Consider the following 16,436-nt stretch of genomic DNA (forward strand, 5'->3'; position numbering starts at 1 on the left):
TTTTGCCCCGCTGAGCCGTCCCAATGCAATGGCTAATATCCAAAGCGCCCTGCGGCTGTAAAGCGCACATGACAGATCGGAAAGCAAAAAATTGGACGGGCTTGGTCGTCTTTAGGCTTGACGAAACCGGCAAACGCCGTTCCGCAGCTCAGCGCTGTGCAACGATCAACCGTGTGACCATTGGCAGCGCCGTGGCCACCTCGCGGGCGCTGCCGAATCCGGCTTCGGCCAGCAGCGCCAGATAAGCCGCCACCGTGCGGGGCCGGCCCGATCCCATCGCCCACAGATAGAGGCCGAAATAGGCATCGCCCATCACTTCGGCGCCCATCGTACCGGCCATCGGTTCGGCCAGCAGCAGGCGGCCGCCGGGCGGCAGCGCGGCATGCGCCTTGCGCAGCAGTGCGCGCACCACATCATCATCATGATCATGGCAGATGCGCACCAGGCTGATCACATCAGCGCCCTGCGGCAGCGGATCATCGCGGAAACTGCCGCCGTGCAGCGAGACGTGGGAAAGCCCCCGCGCCGCCAGCTTGGCTTTCGCGCCCTCCACCACGGCGGGCAGATCGAACAATTTCAGGCTCAGGCGCGGGTGGCGCTGCGCCACTTCGGCCAGGAAGGCGCCATGCCCGCCACCCACATCCATCAGACAAGTGTGCCGGCTGAAATCATAGGCATCCAGCACCTGTTCGGCCACCATCGGCTGGCTGGCCGCCATCAGCGCCGAATAAGGCGCCACTGCTCCTTGGCCGCCGCCCTGCCAGCTCGCCGCATCGGTGGCTGCCGGCAGCCCCTGCCCGGCGGCCGGTGCATAGGTCCAGAACGCCGCCAGCTTGCCCTGGCCGCGCCCGCCTTTCAGCATGGCGATGGGATCGGCCAGATCATCATAGAAGATCTTGTGATGCTCGATCATCGCCAGCGCGCCCTGGTTGGTGGAAAGCGCCGCGCCGCGCTGGCCCAGCACCCACAGATCGGGCGCCGCCAGTTCCACCAGGTCAATCGCCTTCGCCGCGCCCAGCAGCCGCTGCATCGCCTCTTGGGCAAGGCCCGCGCCCTGCGCCAGTTCGGCGGTGCTGGCCGGCCCCTCGCCCAGGCGGCGAATCACGCCGGCATCCACGGTCGCGGTCAGCGCCTTGGTCTGCACGAAACCGGTGATCACCGCGAACATGGCATTGGCGTGGTACCGCGCCGTGCGCCGCATCAACGGGTTGCGCATGGCAAAGCGCTGGAACGCCGGATTGGCCAGCATCCGGTTGCGCGCGTTCAGCCAGCGCAATTTCCACGCGTAAGAGGCCGTGTTTTCAGCCATGTGCCCCACAAGCTCGTCTCAAACCGTCTGGACAGTCGCTGCCCAAAGGTCAATCATGACCCCTGTGGTCAGGTTTAGCTGCCAGACCTTAACGATAGATGATTCGGAAGTGCGATTTGGCAGGCCCTGACAGCGTTGTCATCATCGGAGCCGGCATGGCGGGCCTGTCGGCGGCCGTGCTGCTGGCGGCGCGCGGCGTGCCGGTGACCGTGGTGGAGCGCATGGGCGCCCCCGGCGGCAAGCTGCGCACGGTCAATGTCGGCGGCGTGCCGGTGGATGCCGGCCCCACTGTTTTCACCCATCGCCCGGTGTTCGAACGCATCTTTGCCGATGCCGGCACCACGCTCGACGCGCATCTCACCCTGCACAAATCCGATCGCCTCGCCCGCCACGCCTGGCAGGATGGCAGCAGCCTTGATCTGTGGGCCGATCACGCCCGCAGCCGCGATGCCGTCGCGGCCTTTGCCGGCCCGCGTGAGGCCGAGGGCTGGACGCGCTTTCAGGCCGAATCCGCCCGCATCTGGAACGCGCTGGAATCCCGCTTCATGGAAAGCCCGGCGATGGGCCCCGTTGGCCTCACGCTGAAATACGCCCCCTTCCACCTGCACGAGATGTTCGCGATCAACCCGTTCGCGACCCTGTGGAACACATTGGGCAAATATTTCCGCGATCCGCGCCTGCACCAGCTATACGGCCGCTATGCCACCTACACCGGCGCCGATCCCTTCCAGGCCACCGCCACGCTGATGCTGATCGCCCATCTGGAGGCGCGCGGCGTCTGGCTGGTGGAAGGCGGCATGCACGAAGTCGCCCGCCAGATGGCGCTGCTGGCCGAGCGGCTGGGCGCGAAATTCCATTACAACGCCCACGTTTCCGAAATCATGGTACGGAACGGCCGCGCCGCCGGGGTTCGCCTTGCCAGCGGCGAAGAACTCCCCGCCCACGACATCCTGTCCAACAGCGATATTTCCGCTCTCGCCGATGGTCGCTTCGGCGCTGCCGCCTCCCGCGCTGTCACCGGCGTCAAACCCCACGAACGCTCGCTTTCCGGCCTTGTCACCATGATGACGGCTGAGTGCTCCGGCTTCGAGATGGACCGGCACAACGTCTTCTTCTCCACCGATTATGCCGCCGAATTCCGGCACATCTTCGGTGAGCACCGCCTGCCCGCCGAACCCAGCATCTATATCTGCGCGCAGGATCGTGGCATCGGCAAACCGCCCGATGGCCCCGAACGCCTGCAACTCATCGTCAACGCCCCGCCCACTGGCGACGGCTCCCCACCAACGCCAGAGGAGATGGAACAATGTCAGACAGCAACGCTGGCGGTCCTCGCCCGGTGCGGGCTGACACTGAAACCAACAGCGATGGTGCCAGTGGGCCCAGCGATGTTCGAGGCGCTTTTCCCTTCGAGCGGTGGGGCCCTTTATGGTCGGGCCTCGCACGGGTGGCAGGCCAGCTTCCGCCGGCCTGGCAGCAAGACGAAGCTGCCCGGGCTCTGGGTCGCCAGTGGTTCGGCGCACCCGGGAGCGGGCGTGCCGATGGCGGCCTTGTCCGGCCGCTTGGCGAGCGCAGCGATCCTGCAGGCCCGCGCTTCGATCAGGACGTTGCACCCGGTGGCTACCGCTGGTGGTATGTCGACGCCGAAAGCGACTGCGGACAATATGGCCTGACGATCATCGCCTTCATCGGCTCGGTCTTCTCCCCCTATTACAAGGCCGCCGGCCGCGATGCCCCGGAAGATCATGTTTCCCTGAACGTCGCACTCTATGGCAAGGGCTGTCGCCGCTGGGCGATGACCGAACGCGGCACCGGCGCCCTGTTCCGTGATCGCGCCACGCTGCGCATCGGCCCCAGCCAGCTGCGCTGGGATGGCGCCACGCTGGTCATCGATATCGAGGAAGAATGCGCCGTGCTGCCGATGAAAGTGCGCGGCCAGGTGCGGGTGACGCCGCAGGTGTATGGCCAGCGCCGTTTCCGGCTTGATCCCGGCGGCAAGCATGTGTGGGAACCGATCGGCCCGTGCGCGCGGGTGGAAGCCACCTTTACCAACCCCGATATCAAATGGGCCGGCACCGGATATCTGGATGCCAACCACGGAGCTGAATCACTGGAAGACGGCTTTGCCGATTGGCAGTGGAGCCGGGCCCATCTGAAGGATGGCTCCACCGCGGTGATGTACGAAGGCCAGCTGAAAGACGGCGCCGATTTCGGCATGGCCCTGCGCATCACGCCCGATGGCCAGGCCGAAGTGATGGAAATGCCCGCCCCGGTGGTGCTGCCGAAAACCGCCTGGCGCCTTGACCGCATGACCCGCGCCGACGCCGGCTACACCGCCCGCATCCGCGCCACCTGGGAAGACACCCCCTTCTACAGCCGCACCGCGCTGGCCACCCGCCTGTGGGGGGAGGATGTGGTGGCCGTGCATGAATCGCTCAACATGCGGCGGTTCGATACGGGCGCGGTGCAGTGGATGCTGCCTTGGCGGATGCCGCGGAAGGTGTGAGGGCGAATCTTGTCGTTATAAACAATGTCACAGCTTTCTATTCAAATAAAAACCACCCCTTCAGTGATAAAGATAATTTTTCAACTTCCGATCTTTCGCTAAAATTAATACGCATAGTCCATCTCCAAAGCGTCAAGCATAATCGTTTCTCCTACATCGAAGGATGAAACTGTCCTGCTTGCCGCGCCGTTCGTCGCGGCCGCCGAAATTGCCGGCGCCTTCGCCGGCCATGTCAAAGCTTTCCGCTCCGGCCGACACGTCCGCCCCGGCGCAAAAGGCGCGGCCGGCCCCGGTGATGATGATGGCGCGGATGGCGTCATCATCACTCGCAGCGCGCACCGCACGAGCCAGCGCCCGGCCCATCGCATCGGTATAGGCGTTCAATTTCTCCGGCCGATCAAGTGTGATCGTCATCACCCCGGCTTCGTTGCTGACAGTCAGCCCATCTTGCGCCATCATCGCCTCCCTTGCCTGGCCATGCTGCGCCGGAGACTTGGGAGCAGCAACGACTGCTTTGGGGAGGACACATGCTGCGCTTGCGCCAGATTGCGATGGTTGCGCCAGATCTGGCGCCGGTGGAGGAAGTGGTTGGCCAGATGCTGGCTGCCGAAGTTTGCTACCGCGACCCCGGTGTGGGCAAATACGGCCTGCACAATGCGCTGTGGGCGCTGGGCGGTACATTTCTGGAGGCGCTGGCGCCCTTGCAGGAAAACACCACCGCTGGCCGCTACATGGCCCGGCGTGGCGGTGCGACGGGTTACATGGTGATTCTCGACACCGATGACCTTGCTCCCGTGCGCGACCGGCTAGCCGCACAAGGCACGCGCATCGTGGAGGATCTCACCGTCGGCGACGCCGCACTGCACGCCACCGCACTGCACCTGCACCCGCGTGATACCGGCGGCTGCCTGCTCTCCATCGATCATCACGGGCCAGACGGCGGCATGATGGGCAGTTACATGTGGGCCGGCAGCGCCTGGCAGCCCTATGCCAACGCCAGCCTTGCCATCAGCGGCGCGATGATGACCTGCGATGACCCGGCCGCCACCGCGTCGCGCTGGAGCCATATTCTTGAACGGCCTGCCGTGCCGCATGGCGCTGGCTGGCGTGTCACCCTGGATAATGCTGCGCTGGATTTCATGCCAAACAATGGCCCGGCCGGCGAAGGGCTGGCGGCGATCCGCGTCGCCGGCCTCACCATCCCGGCCCGCAGTTGCGGCCTCGATTTTCTTCCGGAGACCAACCAATGAGCTACGAAACCGGTACCGAAGACCTGCTGGCCCGCGTCGTTGACGGCGTACTCACACTCACCTTGAACCGCCCGGCGGCGCGCAATGCGTTGTCGCGCGCCATGCTCGACGGGCTGGCTCGCCTGCTAGGCGAAGCCGAAGCCGATCCCACCATCGGCGCCATTGTGATCACCGGTGCGGGCGGCGCGTTCTGCGCCGGCGGCGACGTGAAGGGCATGGCGGCGCGCAATGAAAGCGGCGAGCCTGAACCCATCGATGTCGCCATCGCCCGCCAGCGCCGCAACCAGCGCGAAACCGCCGGGCGCCTGCATGCCATGCCGAAACCCACCATTGCCGCCATCCCCGGCGCGGCGGCCGGCGCTGGTCTCAGCATGGCGCTGGCCTGCGATCTGCGCGTGATGGCCGACACGGCCTTCATGACGACCGCCTTCGCCAAGGTCGGCTTTTCCGGCGATTATGGCGGCACCTATTTCCTCACCCAATTGGTGGGCGCGGCCAAGGCGCGGGAGATGTATTTTCTCTCCGACCGGGTCGATGCTGCCGAGGCGCTGCGACTGGGGCTGGCCAACCGCGTGGTGCCGGCCGACGCCCTTCTCACCGAAGCCCAAGCGCTGGCCACGCGATTGGCCGCGGGCCCACGCGTGGCCTATCGCTACATGAAAGAAAACCTCAACCGCGCCTTCTCCGGCGGAGACATGGATGATTGCCTGGATCTGGAGGCCACCCACCATGTCCATTGCGGCCTGACCGAGGATCACAAGGACGCAGCGAAGGCGTTCGTCGAAAAGCGCGCGCCGGTGTTCCGGGGGCGTTAGGCCAACATTCCCAGCTTGCGGGCAAAGTCCGCTACCATTTGCGCATGCCGCTCCGGCGCTTCCTCATGCGCAAGGTGGCCTAGGCCGGGCAGGCCGTGATGCTCGGCGGTGGTGCCGTGATGGGCAAGGCGCTGCGCGACGATGTGGCTTGTGGACGGCGGCACCGTCTTGTCGCGCTCACCGTGCAGCAGCAGCACCGGGCATTTGATATGAGCGATGCTGCGCTCGATCGTGTCCAGATCCCAGTGCGCCATCAACGACAGCGCACCGCCGGTGTGGCCGGGATTGCGGAACAGGCGTTCGTAATAGGCGACCTGCTCGCGGCTGGAGTGCGAGCCGGTCCAGCGCTTGAGCAGATCAGGCATCGACTGGAAGCGGGTGGTGAACGAGAAGATCGACGGCATGAACGGGTTGACGAACAGCGCCTTGGCCAGACTGGGATAGGCCTTGCCCATACCCTCGAACGGCAGCAGCGCTCCACCCAGCGAGACGATGGCTTGCGGCTGCAGATGGCCGCCCGCCGCCAGCATGAACGCAATTGCCGCTCCTACGCTATGGCCCAGGATCAGCGCCGGTTGCACGCCCAATTCGGCCAGCAACGCAGCCAGCGCCTTGGCGACATTGTCCGGATCCGGCGAATAGAGCTTCTGGGTAAAACCGTGACCGGGCAGATCGGGAATGACCAACCGGAAATGCGGCGCCAACAGCGGCGCCAGGCCGGCGAAACTGTGCGTGGTCGCCCCGGTGCCGTGGATCAGCAGCAGGACCGGTGCATCCTCTGGCCCGGTGATCTGCACGTGATATTTCACACCACCGGCGGTGACGAACTGGCTCCATTCCTTATTCGGCACATGACGGCCATCAATATCCCAACGCATCAGACCGCCCCACCACTCGCGGCCTTCACCGCCGCTACCACTGACTTGGCATCAACCCGCGGCAGTGTCACCAGTCGGGCACCCATCGCATTTGCCAGTTCCGTTCCCTGCGGGCGCGGACGCGGGCTGCAATCAATAAAAACGCACGCGATCCCGCTGGCGCGATAGGCGCGTGCCGAAGCCAGCGCCGCGTCCTGCGGGCTTTGGCCGGCGTTGCCGCCAACATTGGCCCTGCCATCGGTAAGCACCACGACCAACGGCGTGCGGCCCCTGCCCTTCTCGGCTTCGGCCACCTTGCGGGCGAGATCAAGCCCGGCTGCAATCGGCGTGCCGCCACCACCGGCCAGCCCGGCCAGTTCCTTCTTGGCGCGCGGCAGGCTGCGCGTGGGCGGCAGCGCCAATGCGGCTTCCGTGCCGCGGAAGGCAACCAGCGCCACTTCAGCGCGTTTCACATAGGCTTCGGCGAGCAGCAATTCGACCGCGCCCTTGGCCTCAGCCAGGCGCGCGAACGCCGCCGAGCCACTGGCATCAACGGCAAAAATGGTGGTGGATTGCGTCTGCGCGATGAAGCGACGGATGCGCAAATCGTCGGTGCGAATGGCGAGGCGGCCGTCTTCGCGGACGGGGCGGATCTTCTGCCAAGGGGCAGCGGTCTTGATGGTTTCAATCAGCGCAAGCCGCGCGCCGCGGCCCGGCATTCCAGGCCGCACGCCAGCCGTGCGCCCGCTGGTGATGCTTTTCTGCTTGGCGCCGGATGAACCGCTGGCCTTGGGCGCCTTGCCCATGGTGCCAGCCGCCAGCGCATCGAGCAGGCCCGGCGGCAGCGCGGTTTGTGCCGCATCCAGGATCATGTCGGTCGGATCAAACGGCGGCGGTTCCGGCTGATCCTGATCGTCGCCCTGGATGTCGTCGCTGGGCGGCGGTGGAGGCGGCGGCTCTTCTGGCGGCGGCTGGTCGTCGGGCTGTTCCTCCGGGGGCGGTGGTTCCTGCTCAGGCGGCGGCGGCAGGCGAGTGGCCCGCGGCCCAAGCACCAGCGCGGCGGCAGCGGCCATGTCCGCCTCACGCAGCTGCTCGATATCATCTGGCCGGTCATCGGCACGGGCATGGGCACGGGCGACGCGCACCGCCATGATCGGCGCGCGCACCGACGCGATGCCCAGCGCTGCAGCCGCCACGGCCAGTGCGGTCTCCGGGTCCTTGGCGATCGCGCCGGGCTCGGCCAGCATTTCCAGCGGTGGTGGCGGCGCTTCACCGGCGATCAGGGACGCCATGTCCAGCCGCACGCTGTTCAGATCGATATGAATGGCCAGTCGGTCAGCCAGGCCCTGCGGAATCCGTTCCCGATCCGCATCCTCGGGATCGCCTTCGTCGAACAGCACCAGCGGCGGCGCGCCATCGTCGATCGCCGTGGCCAGCCGCGCCGCCAGCGCCGGATTGAGTCGCTCCGCCATCGGCACCACCAACGCCTTGCCTTGGGCATCGGCCAATATGCCGGCGCGGTGCACGGGTTTGCCGCTGGCCAATGTCGCCGTCAGGTCCAGCCCGCCATCCATGGCTTCGGCATCGGCGCTGGCCGGCAAGCGGCGGGTGGGGACGACCAGATTCAGTGCATCGGCCCAGGCATCGCGTACCGGGCCGGGGCGGGCGCGCAGCAGGATGCCTCCAACTGCATTGCCGGCCGCCACCAACACGTCGATCGCCGCCAGCGCCAGCGCCCAGCGTTCTCCCGACGTGTCACTCTCCCCTTCAGGGGTCATGCCGGGACAAGTTCCGCAATGGCGCGGGTGATGCGGGCGGTGGAGCCGGTGTCGTCCAGCACATTGCGGCGCAGGCGGTGGCGCAGTGCCATGGTGGCGACTTCGGCCAGATGATGCGGCTTCACATGCTTCTTGCCGGCCAATGCCGCCTGGGCGCGGGCGGCACGCAGCAGGGTCAGCTCGCCGCGAAGGCCATCAGCACCCACCGCCGAGCAGAGCTGGGCACCAAGGCCCAGCATCTCGTCTTCCACTTGCACCTTGGGCAGCAGCTTGCGCGCCTTGGCGATGGCTTCCAGCGTGTGCTGCTCGCTGTCCTCGAACTCGGCCACAAAGCCTGCCGGGTCACGGTCGAAGCGGTCGCAGCGTTTCACGATCTCGATCCGGTCGCCGATATCGGTCGGGGTGCGCACATCGACGCTGAGGCCGAACCGGTCCAGCAACTGCGGGCGCAGTTCGCCTTCTTCCGGGTTGCCGCTGCCGACCAGAATGAAACGCGCCGGGTGACGGATGGAAAGCCCTTCGCGCTCGACAACGTTGGTGCCCGACACCGCGACATCGAGCAGCAGATCGACAAGATGATCTTCGAGCAGGTTGATTTCGTCGATATAAAGAAAACCGCGATTGGCCTTGGCGAGCAGGCCGGGTTCAAAGCGCTTTTCGCCCGTGGCCAATGCCCGTTCGAGATCGAGGCTGCCGACGACGCGGTCTTCTGTGGCGCCCAGCGGCAGATCCACGAATGGCACGGCGCTTTCTTCCGTCTGCTTGCCGGCGCGCTCGCGGCATCCTTCGATGCACGGGCTGCGATCATCGGGGGCGCATTTGTACCGGCAGCCGGGCACAACCTTCATTGGCGGCAGCAGGCCGGCCAGCGCGCGCACGGCGGTGGATTTGCCGGTGCCACGATCGCCGAACACCATGACACCGCCCAGCCGCGGTTCCACTGCCGCCAGCAGCAGCGCCTGCTTCATCTCGGCCTGGCCAACAATGGCGGTGAACGGAAAGGGAGTGCGCGCGGGCGTTGCCATGCCCGTTGCCTTAAGCGGCAGGCCGCCTTGCTGCAAGTCGGTCGGCGATGTGTCGCGCCTGACAGTACTCCCGTTTAACTTTACAATTCGTTACTATTAAGTTAAATTCTTCGCAGTGTTGAGTCGGGGGTATGTAGCATGAGTAAGATTTTGGGTTTGGCCGTGAGCGCCACACTGCTGGCGGCATCGCCGGCGCTGGCGATCACCAATCTGGTGAGCAACGGCAGTTTCGAGAACGGTCTCGCCAACTGGACAATCGGTGGCAGCGACGGCCAGAATTTCCCGCCAGTCGCCATCTTCTACAACAGCGCATCGGCCTATCCGATTGGTGCCTTCGGCGAATCTGTTCCGCCCGACAATAGCGCTTCGAACAGCCCGGACGCCGTTGGCCAGCGCGCCGCCTATTTCGTCACCGATCTGGCGCGTGCCCAGTCGCTATCGCAAACCATCTTCCTGACGCCGGGCCGTTATGAATTCGGCTTCTCGGCCTTCGCGCCGCAGAATGGCTACAACAACGCCGGCGATGCCCGCTTCCAGGCCACCATTTTGGGCACCACGGTCGCCAATTATCTGGTGTCGACTGGCCCAGTGCGCACATGGCAGGCCTTCACCGGCCAGACTACGATCCAGACCGCTGGCCTGTAAACGGTGAACTTCCAGTTCGACACCAACCTCAATCCGTCGAAAGACATCGTGATCGACCGCGTTTATGTGGGCTCGGTGCCGGAACCGGAGAGTTGGGCGATGCTGCTGGCCGGCTTTGGCCTGATCGGCCTGATGCGCCGCCGTTCGCATCGCGCCACGGTGGTTTCCGCTTGATTCTTCACGCCGCTGGCTGACAAAAGAAACCCCGCAACGCTAAATGGCCTGCGGGGTTTCTGTTTGCCAGGGCACGCAGAACCACAGCTCAGCCGAATGGCGCATCCAGACTGCGCGATGGCGGTGTGAACCACTGCGGCCCGGTTTCGGTCATGTGGAAACAATCTTCCAGCCGGATGCCGAACCGACCGGGCAGATAGAGGCCCGGCTCGTTGGAAAAGCACATGCCCGGTGCCAGCGGCGTTGCCTCGTTATGCACCAGGTTTACCGGTTCATGCCCGTCCATGCCGATGCCATGTCCGGTGCGATGCGACAGGCCGGGCAACTGGTAACGCGGCCCGAAGCCTTTCGATTCATAGAAGGCGCGCACGGCGTCGTCCACGGCTCCCGCCGGCGTGCCCAACTGAGCGGCAGCTAGCGCACGTTGCTGGCCTTCCGCCACGACATCCCACACCCGTCGCACGTCGTCGGGCACGCGGCCGAACACGAAGCTGCGCGAGATGTCAGAGGCATAGCCGCCGACGCTGCAGCCGCAATCGATCAGCACCACCTCGCCCTCGCGCACGGCCTGCGGCTTGGCCGAGCCGTGCGGATAGGCCGACGCCTCGCCCAGCAGTACCAGCCCGTCGCTCGCCTTGCCGCCCAACGCCGCAGTTGCGGCATCGATCAACGCGGCGATGTCACCCGGGGTCATACCGGCGCGGATGCGCTGCCAGGCCCAACGCTGGGCCGTCAGCGTCACGTCACTGGCCGCCTGCATCAATGCGATTTCGGTCGCGGTCTTCACCATGCGGCAGGCGCGCACCACCGGGTTGGCCGACGCGATCCGCGCCTGCGGCAGACGCCGCGCAAGGCCATCACTGATAAAGAAGCGCACCGTCTCCTCGATGCCGATGGCGGACGTGGCGCCGCCGGCCTGGCGCAACGCTTCGGCGACAAGTGCCAGAGGGTCCTCGTCCTCCTGCCACACGCGCACATCGGCCGGAACGCCCAGACTCTGGCGGATCGAGGGCTCTTCGAAAAAGGGCGTAACGATCACTGGCTGGCCGCTGGCCGGGATGATGGCCGCTGTCACCCGCTCGCTGCGCCACCACTTGATGCCGGTGAAATAGTCCAGGCTCGATCCGGGCTCAACGACGATCGCCGCCATGCCCGCCTTGGCCATCAACGCCTGCGCCCGGGCGATGCGAGCGGCGCGTTCGGCCGCGTCGATCGGCTTGAGGCCGCTTGTGATTGGCGTGAGCCCGCTGGTGTCGACGGCGGCAGCGCGCAAAGGTCCCGGCAGGGCAGCCAACCCGGCAAGACCAAGGGCGGTGGCAGCGAAGCGGCGGCGGTTCGGGCGAAGATCGATCATCACCCAAACCTCGCAGCTTGAGTCATAAAAGCAAGAGGGGGCGCCGCCAGGCCGGCGACGCCCCCACTTTTCAGAAATCCTGACGGATCAGAAATCCTTGCGGAGCGTCACGAAAAACTGGCGCGGCGCGGCCGGCAGCAGCGTCTGGTTGTCGCCAGAGAAGCCGAAGCCGTTGGAACCGATGGTGGCGACATAACGGCGATCGAACAAGTTGGTGACCGTGCCTTCGATCGCCAGATTGTTCAGCCAGCGATTGTCGCTGGTGAAGCGATAACCGAGCTTGCCATCGACCACGACGCGGCCGGAGACTTCGCGATCGTTGGAGAAGGTGAAGAACCGGCCCGACATGGCGTTGGCATTGGCGCGACCGTAAAAGGCGCCATCGTCATAGGCCAGTTCCAGGTTGGCGATGCTGCGCGGGCTGTCGACCACAGTCTTGCCGCGAATTGCCTGCACCACGGCGCCGGCGGCATTGCGAACGTCATCGCGGTAGGTGTTTTCGTTGTAGGCATAGCTCGCTGTGACGGTGAACGCCTTCACCGGCTGCCATTGCAGGCCGATTTCCACACCCAGCGAGCGCACATCGCCGACGTTGGACAGCAAGGACGCGTTGCCGACAATGCCCGGACCCTGCGGGATGGAGAGCAGCCGGTTGGAGAAATTGACCAGGTAAGCGGCGATCACGCCGTTCACCTTGCCTTCGCCAAAGCGGAAGCCGCCTTCGAAGGTGTTGGTCTTTTCCGGGCGCAACTGGCTGGAGATCACACCAAAGCCGGCTGCAGAGGTGGCAAACGGCCCGGTGGTGGCCGCCGCGGTGAAGGCGCGCTGGTTCTGGGTGAAGCTGGCGAACAGTTCGTTGCCGCCGCCCAATTTGTAGAGCAGGCCGACCTGCGGAAGGAACAGATCCTCTGCCTTGATGCGGCCCAGCGCCAGCGGGCCTGGCACCGGATTGATGGCTTCGGCGCGCAGCTTCACGCTCTGGCCCTTGAAACCGGCGGTGACGGTGAAATCCTCGGTCACTTCCCACTGATCTTGAACCGCGAACTGGAAGGTGCGGGTGTTGTAATCGTTGTTCCACTGCGTGAAGAACGGGTTCGATTGATACGTCAGGGCGCTGGTCAGCGGCACGGTCTGGCTGGTGCCCATGTCGTAGAAGCGGCGGGCCTGTTCGAAATCGTTGTTTTCGTACCAGACATTCAGGCGCAGCGTGTTGCTGCCGAACTCGGCCGTCAGATCGCCGATCACGCCGATGCGCGCGATTTCATATTCGGTGGTCCGAAAGCTGAGCGGCAGGCCACCCGGGCTGGCGCGATACGGCGTGATCCACGAACCCTGGCCCTTGTTGCTGTGGTAATAGGCCTGGATGCCGCCCTTCACCTTGTCGGTGAAATCATGTTCGACGCGGCCACCGGCCAGCCAATCGCGGCGCAGGCCGGCAGCATCATAATAGGTATCATCGACAAATCGGATCGGCGCCGGATAGGTGGTGCCGAAACTGTTGGGCGCGACCACCACGCCGGTGTCGCGGCGGTTGGCACCAACAAAGGCGATGCGCACGGCGGTCGGCCAATCATTGGCGATATTGTCAAAGAACGGACCGAGACGACCCAGCATTTCCTGGTTGAAATCCTGGTAATCGCTTTCCTTGCGGTCGCTGAAGTTCAGGAAGGCGCTGAAGCGGGTCGAGGCGGTCGCATCGGTTGCGATCTTGGCGTTGATCTGGGTCGAGCGCTGCGGACCAAAGCCCTTCCACTTGTCGGCACTGATGTGCGCGCCGCTGATGTAGGCCGACACGCCGCCGAGATCACCGGTGTCGAGCGTGCCATAAACGCGGAACGTGTTGCTGTCGCCATAGGTCGCGTTGCCGGCAATGCCCAGTTCCTGCTGCGGCGCGCGGCTGAAGAATTCGATGGTGCCGCCCAGGTTGGAGGTGGAGGCGGTGCCGAGCGCGCCGGCGCCCTGGCTGACGCGGGTGGTGCCGATATTGTCGGCGATGATGGCGCGGCTGATGTGAAGGCCGTTGGTGTTGCCATAGCTCATGTCGCCCAGCGGCACGCCATCCAGCGTGAAGCCGAGCTGGTTCTGGTTAAAACCGCGCAGCGTGATGCGGGTCGACCATTCATAGACGCCGAACGGATCGGCCGACTGGAAATTGACGCCCGGCAGCTTCTGGATGGCGACAAACGGGCTGCCGCCCGGAACGGTCAGCTTGATGTCATCGGCCTTGATCTCGGTGACCTGACGCACTTCACCCTTGCCGTACACGACGATCTCGGCATCTTCGACCACGGCATCAGCACCGGCGGCCTCAGCAGCCTCGGCAGCGGCGGTGACAATGACGGGTTGGGCAAACACCGGCCCGGCGAGGGCGGCGCTGGCGAGAAGGGCGAAACGGTGGAGCGAACGGCGCATGATCTGGGTTTCCCGGTTGTTGGTTGCCGGGCAGCCCGTGACAGGTGAATGTTGCGCCGCGATGCCAATTGGGTGGCGGCACGGTTGCAGTCAGATGGCAGATTGGTGACGTGTCCGCCAGGCAACAGGGCGAAAGCCATGCCTGAAAGCAAAGGGCCCGGCAGTTTGGCTGCCGGGCCCTTGTCATCCTTGCGGACTGCGGCGCCTCAGGCGGCTGCTTCAACCCGGTGCAGGGCGCACTGGCCCCAGATATCGGAAAGCGCCTTCACCAGCTGCTCGATGTCGTCATCGCTATGCACAGGGCTGGGCGTGATGCGCAGACGTTCCGTGCCAACGGGGACGGTCGGATAATTGATCGGCTGCACATAGATGCCGTGATGTTCCATCAGCCAGTCGCTGATCATCTTGGCCTTCTTGGCGTCGCCCACCATCACCGGGATGATGTGGCTGGGATTGTCGAGCTGCGGAATGCCGGTGGCACGCAAGGCGGCACGCACCTTGGCCACGCGCTCCTGCTGACGCTTGCGCTCGAACGGGCTTTCCTTGAGGTGCTTGACCGAAGCCAGCGCACCGGCGGCAATCGACGGGGGCAGCGCCGTGGTGAAGATGAAACCGGAGGCGAAGCTGCGCACGAAATCGCACAGCGCCTTGGACGCCGCGATATAGCCACCAACGACACCATAGGCCTTGGCCAGCGTGCCTTCGATCACGGTCAGTTCGTCCATCAGGCCTTCGCGTTCGGCAACGCCGCCGCCGCGCGGGCCATACATGCCAACGGCATGGACTTCGTCGATATAGGTCATAGCGCCATGCTTCTTGGCCACGTCGCAGATTTCCTTGATGGGCGCGATGTCGCCATCCATCGAATAGACACTTTCAAACGCCACCAGCTTGGGCACGTCCGGACCATACTGGCTCAGCAGCCGGTCCAGATCTTCCGCGTCATTGTGCTTGAACACATGGCACTTGGCGCGGCTGTGGCGGATGCCTTCGATCATGGAGGCATGGTTCAGCGCGTCGGAGAAGACAACGCAGCCGGGGATCTTGGAGGCCAGCGTGGACAGCGCAGCCCAGTTCGAGACATAACCCGATGTGAACAGCAGCGCATCTTCCTTGCCGTGCAGATCCGCCAATTCCAGTTCGAGCTGGCGGTGCACGTGCATGGTGCCTGAGATGTTGCGGGTGCCGCCAGCGCCGGCGCCCGACCGGTCCAGTTCTTCATGCATAGCGGCAAGCACATCCGGGTGCTGGCCCATGCCGAGATAATCGTTTGAGCACCACACCGTCACATCCTGGGTGCGGCCGTCCTCCAGATAACGGGTGGCATGCGGGTAATCACCCTGGTGCCGCTGCAATTCGGCAAACACGCGGTAATTGCCGCGTTCTTTCAAGCCGTCCAGCGCCGCCTGGAAGTGAGCTTCAAAGTCCATTCATCTTCTCCCGGCGCCGTTCATTGCACGGCGTTTTGTCGCACCGCAAGCGGATTCGTGTCGGTTTGGGCCGACATTGTGACAGTTTCGTTAGCCGATTTCTGCAGGCGCTGTCTCGCCTGTTCGGGCATCGCCCAGCGGAAGATTGCCGTGTCCTGCCACGGCACCACCAGGAACCCATGTTCAAGGAAGGCCAGCGCCACTAGGGCAAAGGCCAGCGCATAGCCAGTGGCAATACCGCCGCGGCTGCTGAGCGCCAGATCGGCCAGCCACGCCGCCAGCACGGCAATGCCCGACACCGACAGGATGAAGAACCAGCGCGGCGGCGCGATGCGGAAATAGCTGGCCAGATAGCGCATGTGATCCGGCATCATCTCGGTCGACAGATGGGGCACACCGGCGAAAATATTGAACTTGGCCGAAAGCCGCATGACGAACAGCAGCAGGAAGGTGAGCGTCGCAGTCTGGTTCGGCTTGCCCCAGGTGGCCGCCGCCATCACCAGCAGACACACGAACATTGCCACTTCATGATAGATGAGAGTGCTGGCCGCCAGCCGGAAGCGCCGCCAGCCGCGCGCATCGGGTGGGCAGGGATTGCGGTTAGGTCCAGTGACAAAGCCCATCAGGAACGACAATTCGTGCCAGCCCCACAACACCAGCGCACAGGCAAAGGCGACATAGGCCGCCCAGGCGCTGGTCTCCTCGGCCGTGGCAATGATGCCGCCCATGGCAAAGCCCGACGCGACCGAAGCCAGCGTGATACTTACCGGCCAGGTGTGGCTGGGCAGCTTATCCAGCCACAGCACGAAGCCGGTGGCCACGAACCACAGCACGGTCGCAAACAGCAGAGGCAGTGCAAACTCGGTCACGACCCGCCCGCG

The 16,436-nt window shown here is 64.9% G+C and carries 15 protein-coding genes; 6 read left to right on the plus strand and 9 right to left on the minus strand.

Annotated features, from left to right (window positions below; all coding sequences use genetic code 11):
• Nucleotides 1-148: 148 nt before the first annotated feature.
• A complete protein-coding gene (locus tag G566_RS0110775) occupies nucleotides 149-1,309 on the minus strand; it encodes a methyltransferase (RefSeq protein WP_022680677.1) in 1,161 nt (386 codons plus the stop codon).
• A gap of 116 nt (nucleotides 1,310-1,425) precedes the next feature.
• On the opposite strand from G566_RS0110775, the gene crtD reads away from it, so the two are divergent.
• Complete coding sequence (gene crtD / locus G566_RS0110780) at nucleotides 1,426-2,982, plus strand: 1-hydroxycarotenoid 3,4-desaturase CrtD (protein WP_029131556.1); 1,557 nt, start codon at nucleotides 1,426-1,428, stop codon at nucleotides 2,980-2,982.
• Between the two features lie 122 nt (nucleotides 2,983-3,104).
• Nucleotides 3,105-3,815, plus strand: a complete 711-nt coding sequence (locus G566_RS0110785) for a hydratase (protein WP_029131557.1) — start codon at nucleotides 3,105-3,107, stop codon at nucleotides 3,813-3,815.
• Between the two features lie 132 nt (nucleotides 3,816-3,947).
• Here the strand turns inward: G566_RS0110785 and G566_RS0110790 are convergent, their stop codons facing one another.
• On the minus strand, nucleotides 3,948-4,274 hold the full coding sequence (locus G566_RS0110790; RefSeq protein ID WP_022680680.1) for an enoyl-CoA hydratase/isomerase family protein: 327 nt from the start codon (nucleotides 4,272-4,274) through the stop codon (nucleotides 3,948-3,950).
• Nucleotides 4,275-4,342: 68 nt separating this feature from the next.
• Between G566_RS0110790 and G566_RS14875 the strand changes: the two genes are divergently transcribed.
• Both G566_RS14875 and G566_RS0110800 read left to right on the plus strand, forming a co-directional pair.
• Nucleotides 4,343-5,065 (plus strand): VOC family protein, encoded by a 723-nt coding sequence (locus tag G566_RS14875; RefSeq protein WP_022680681.1) that lies wholly within the window; start codon nucleotides 4,343-4,345, stop codon nucleotides 5,063-5,065.
• Entirely contained in the window at nucleotides 5,062-5,880 is an 819-nt protein-coding gene (locus tag G566_RS0110800) for an enoyl-CoA hydratase-related protein (RefSeq protein WP_029131558.1), read from the plus strand. The genes G566_RS14875 and G566_RS0110800 overlap by 4 nt, the downstream gene beginning before the upstream one ends.
• Here G566_RS0110800 and bchO read toward each other — a convergent pair.
• The 3 genes from bchO to bchI are packed head-to-tail and all read right to left on the minus strand — an operon-like array spanning nucleotide 5,877 to nucleotide 9,540.
• Complete coding sequence (bchO, locus tag G566_RS0110805; protein ID WP_022680683.1) at nucleotides 5,877-6,758, minus strand: alpha/beta fold hydrolase BchO; 882 nt, start codon at nucleotides 6,756-6,758, stop codon at nucleotides 5,877-5,879. The genes G566_RS0110800 and bchO overlap by 4 nt on opposite strands.
• Nucleotides 6,758-8,515, minus strand: a complete 1,758-nt coding sequence (locus G566_RS0110810) for a magnesium chelatase subunit D (protein WP_022680684.1) — start codon at nucleotides 8,513-8,515, stop codon at nucleotides 6,758-6,760. The genes bchO and G566_RS0110810 overlap by 1 nt, the downstream gene beginning before the upstream one ends.
• Complete coding sequence (gene bchI, locus G566_RS0110815) at nucleotides 8,512-9,540, minus strand: magnesium chelatase ATPase subunit I (RefSeq protein ID WP_022680685.1); 1,029 nt, start codon at nucleotides 9,538-9,540, stop codon at nucleotides 8,512-8,514. Before bchI ends, G566_RS0110810 begins: the two co-directional genes overlap by 4 nt.
• A 138-nt stretch (nucleotides 9,541-9,678) precedes the next feature.
• Between bchI and G566_RS0110820 the strand changes: the two genes are divergently transcribed.
• Together G566_RS0110820 and G566_RS15165 are read left to right on the plus strand one after the other, a co-directional pair.
• Complete coding sequence (locus G566_RS0110820) at nucleotides 9,679-10,185, plus strand: hypothetical protein (RefSeq protein WP_022680686.1); 507 nt, start codon at nucleotides 9,679-9,681, stop codon at nucleotides 10,183-10,185.
• Between the two features lie 3 nt (nucleotides 10,186-10,188).
• Nucleotides 10,189-10,359, plus strand: coding sequence for a PEPxxWA-CTERM sorting domain-containing protein (locus G566_RS15165; protein ID WP_022680687.1), 171 nt, complete (start codon nucleotides 10,189-10,191; stop codon nucleotides 10,357-10,359).
• Nucleotides 10,360-10,447: 88 nt separating this feature from the next.
• Here the strand turns inward: G566_RS15165 and G566_RS0110830 are convergent, their stop codons facing one another.
• The 4 genes from G566_RS0110830 to puhE all read right to left on the minus strand — a co-directional run bounded on the left by G566_RS0110830 (nucleotide 10,448) and on the right by puhE (nucleotide 16,424).
• Nucleotides 10,448-11,713: a M24 family metallopeptidase gene (locus G566_RS0110830; RefSeq protein WP_022680688.1), complete on the minus strand. Its 1,266-nt coding sequence runs from the start codon at nucleotides 11,711-11,713 to the stop codon at nucleotides 10,448-10,450.
• Nucleotides 11,714-11,800: 87 nt separating this feature from the next.
• Nucleotides 11,801-14,125 carry a TonB-dependent receptor gene (locus tag G566_RS0110835; RefSeq protein WP_022680689.1) on the minus strand — a complete coding sequence of 775 codons (2,325 nt, stop codon included), beginning with the start codon at nucleotides 14,123-14,125 and terminating at the stop codon, nucleotides 11,801-11,803.
• A gap of 206 nt (nucleotides 14,126-14,331) precedes the next feature.
• Nucleotides 14,332-15,555, minus strand: a complete 1,224-nt coding sequence (gene hemA / locus G566_RS0110840; RefSeq protein WP_022680690.1) for a 5-aminolevulinate synthase — start codon at nucleotides 15,553-15,555, stop codon at nucleotides 14,332-14,334.
• A gap of 20 nt (nucleotides 15,556-15,575) precedes the next feature.
• Nucleotides 15,576-16,424, minus strand: a complete 849-nt coding sequence (gene puhE, locus G566_RS14215) for a putative photosynthetic complex assembly protein PuhE (RefSeq protein ID WP_022680691.1) — start codon at nucleotides 16,422-16,424, stop codon at nucleotides 15,576-15,578.
• Nucleotides 16,425-16,436 lie beyond the last annotated feature (12 nt).

It is taken from the genome of Sandarakinorhabdus limnophila DSM 17366 (genome assembly GCF_000420765.1).
GTDB lineage: Bacteria > Pseudomonadota > Alphaproteobacteria > Sphingomonadales > Sphingomonadaceae > Sandarakinorhabdus > Sandarakinorhabdus limnophila.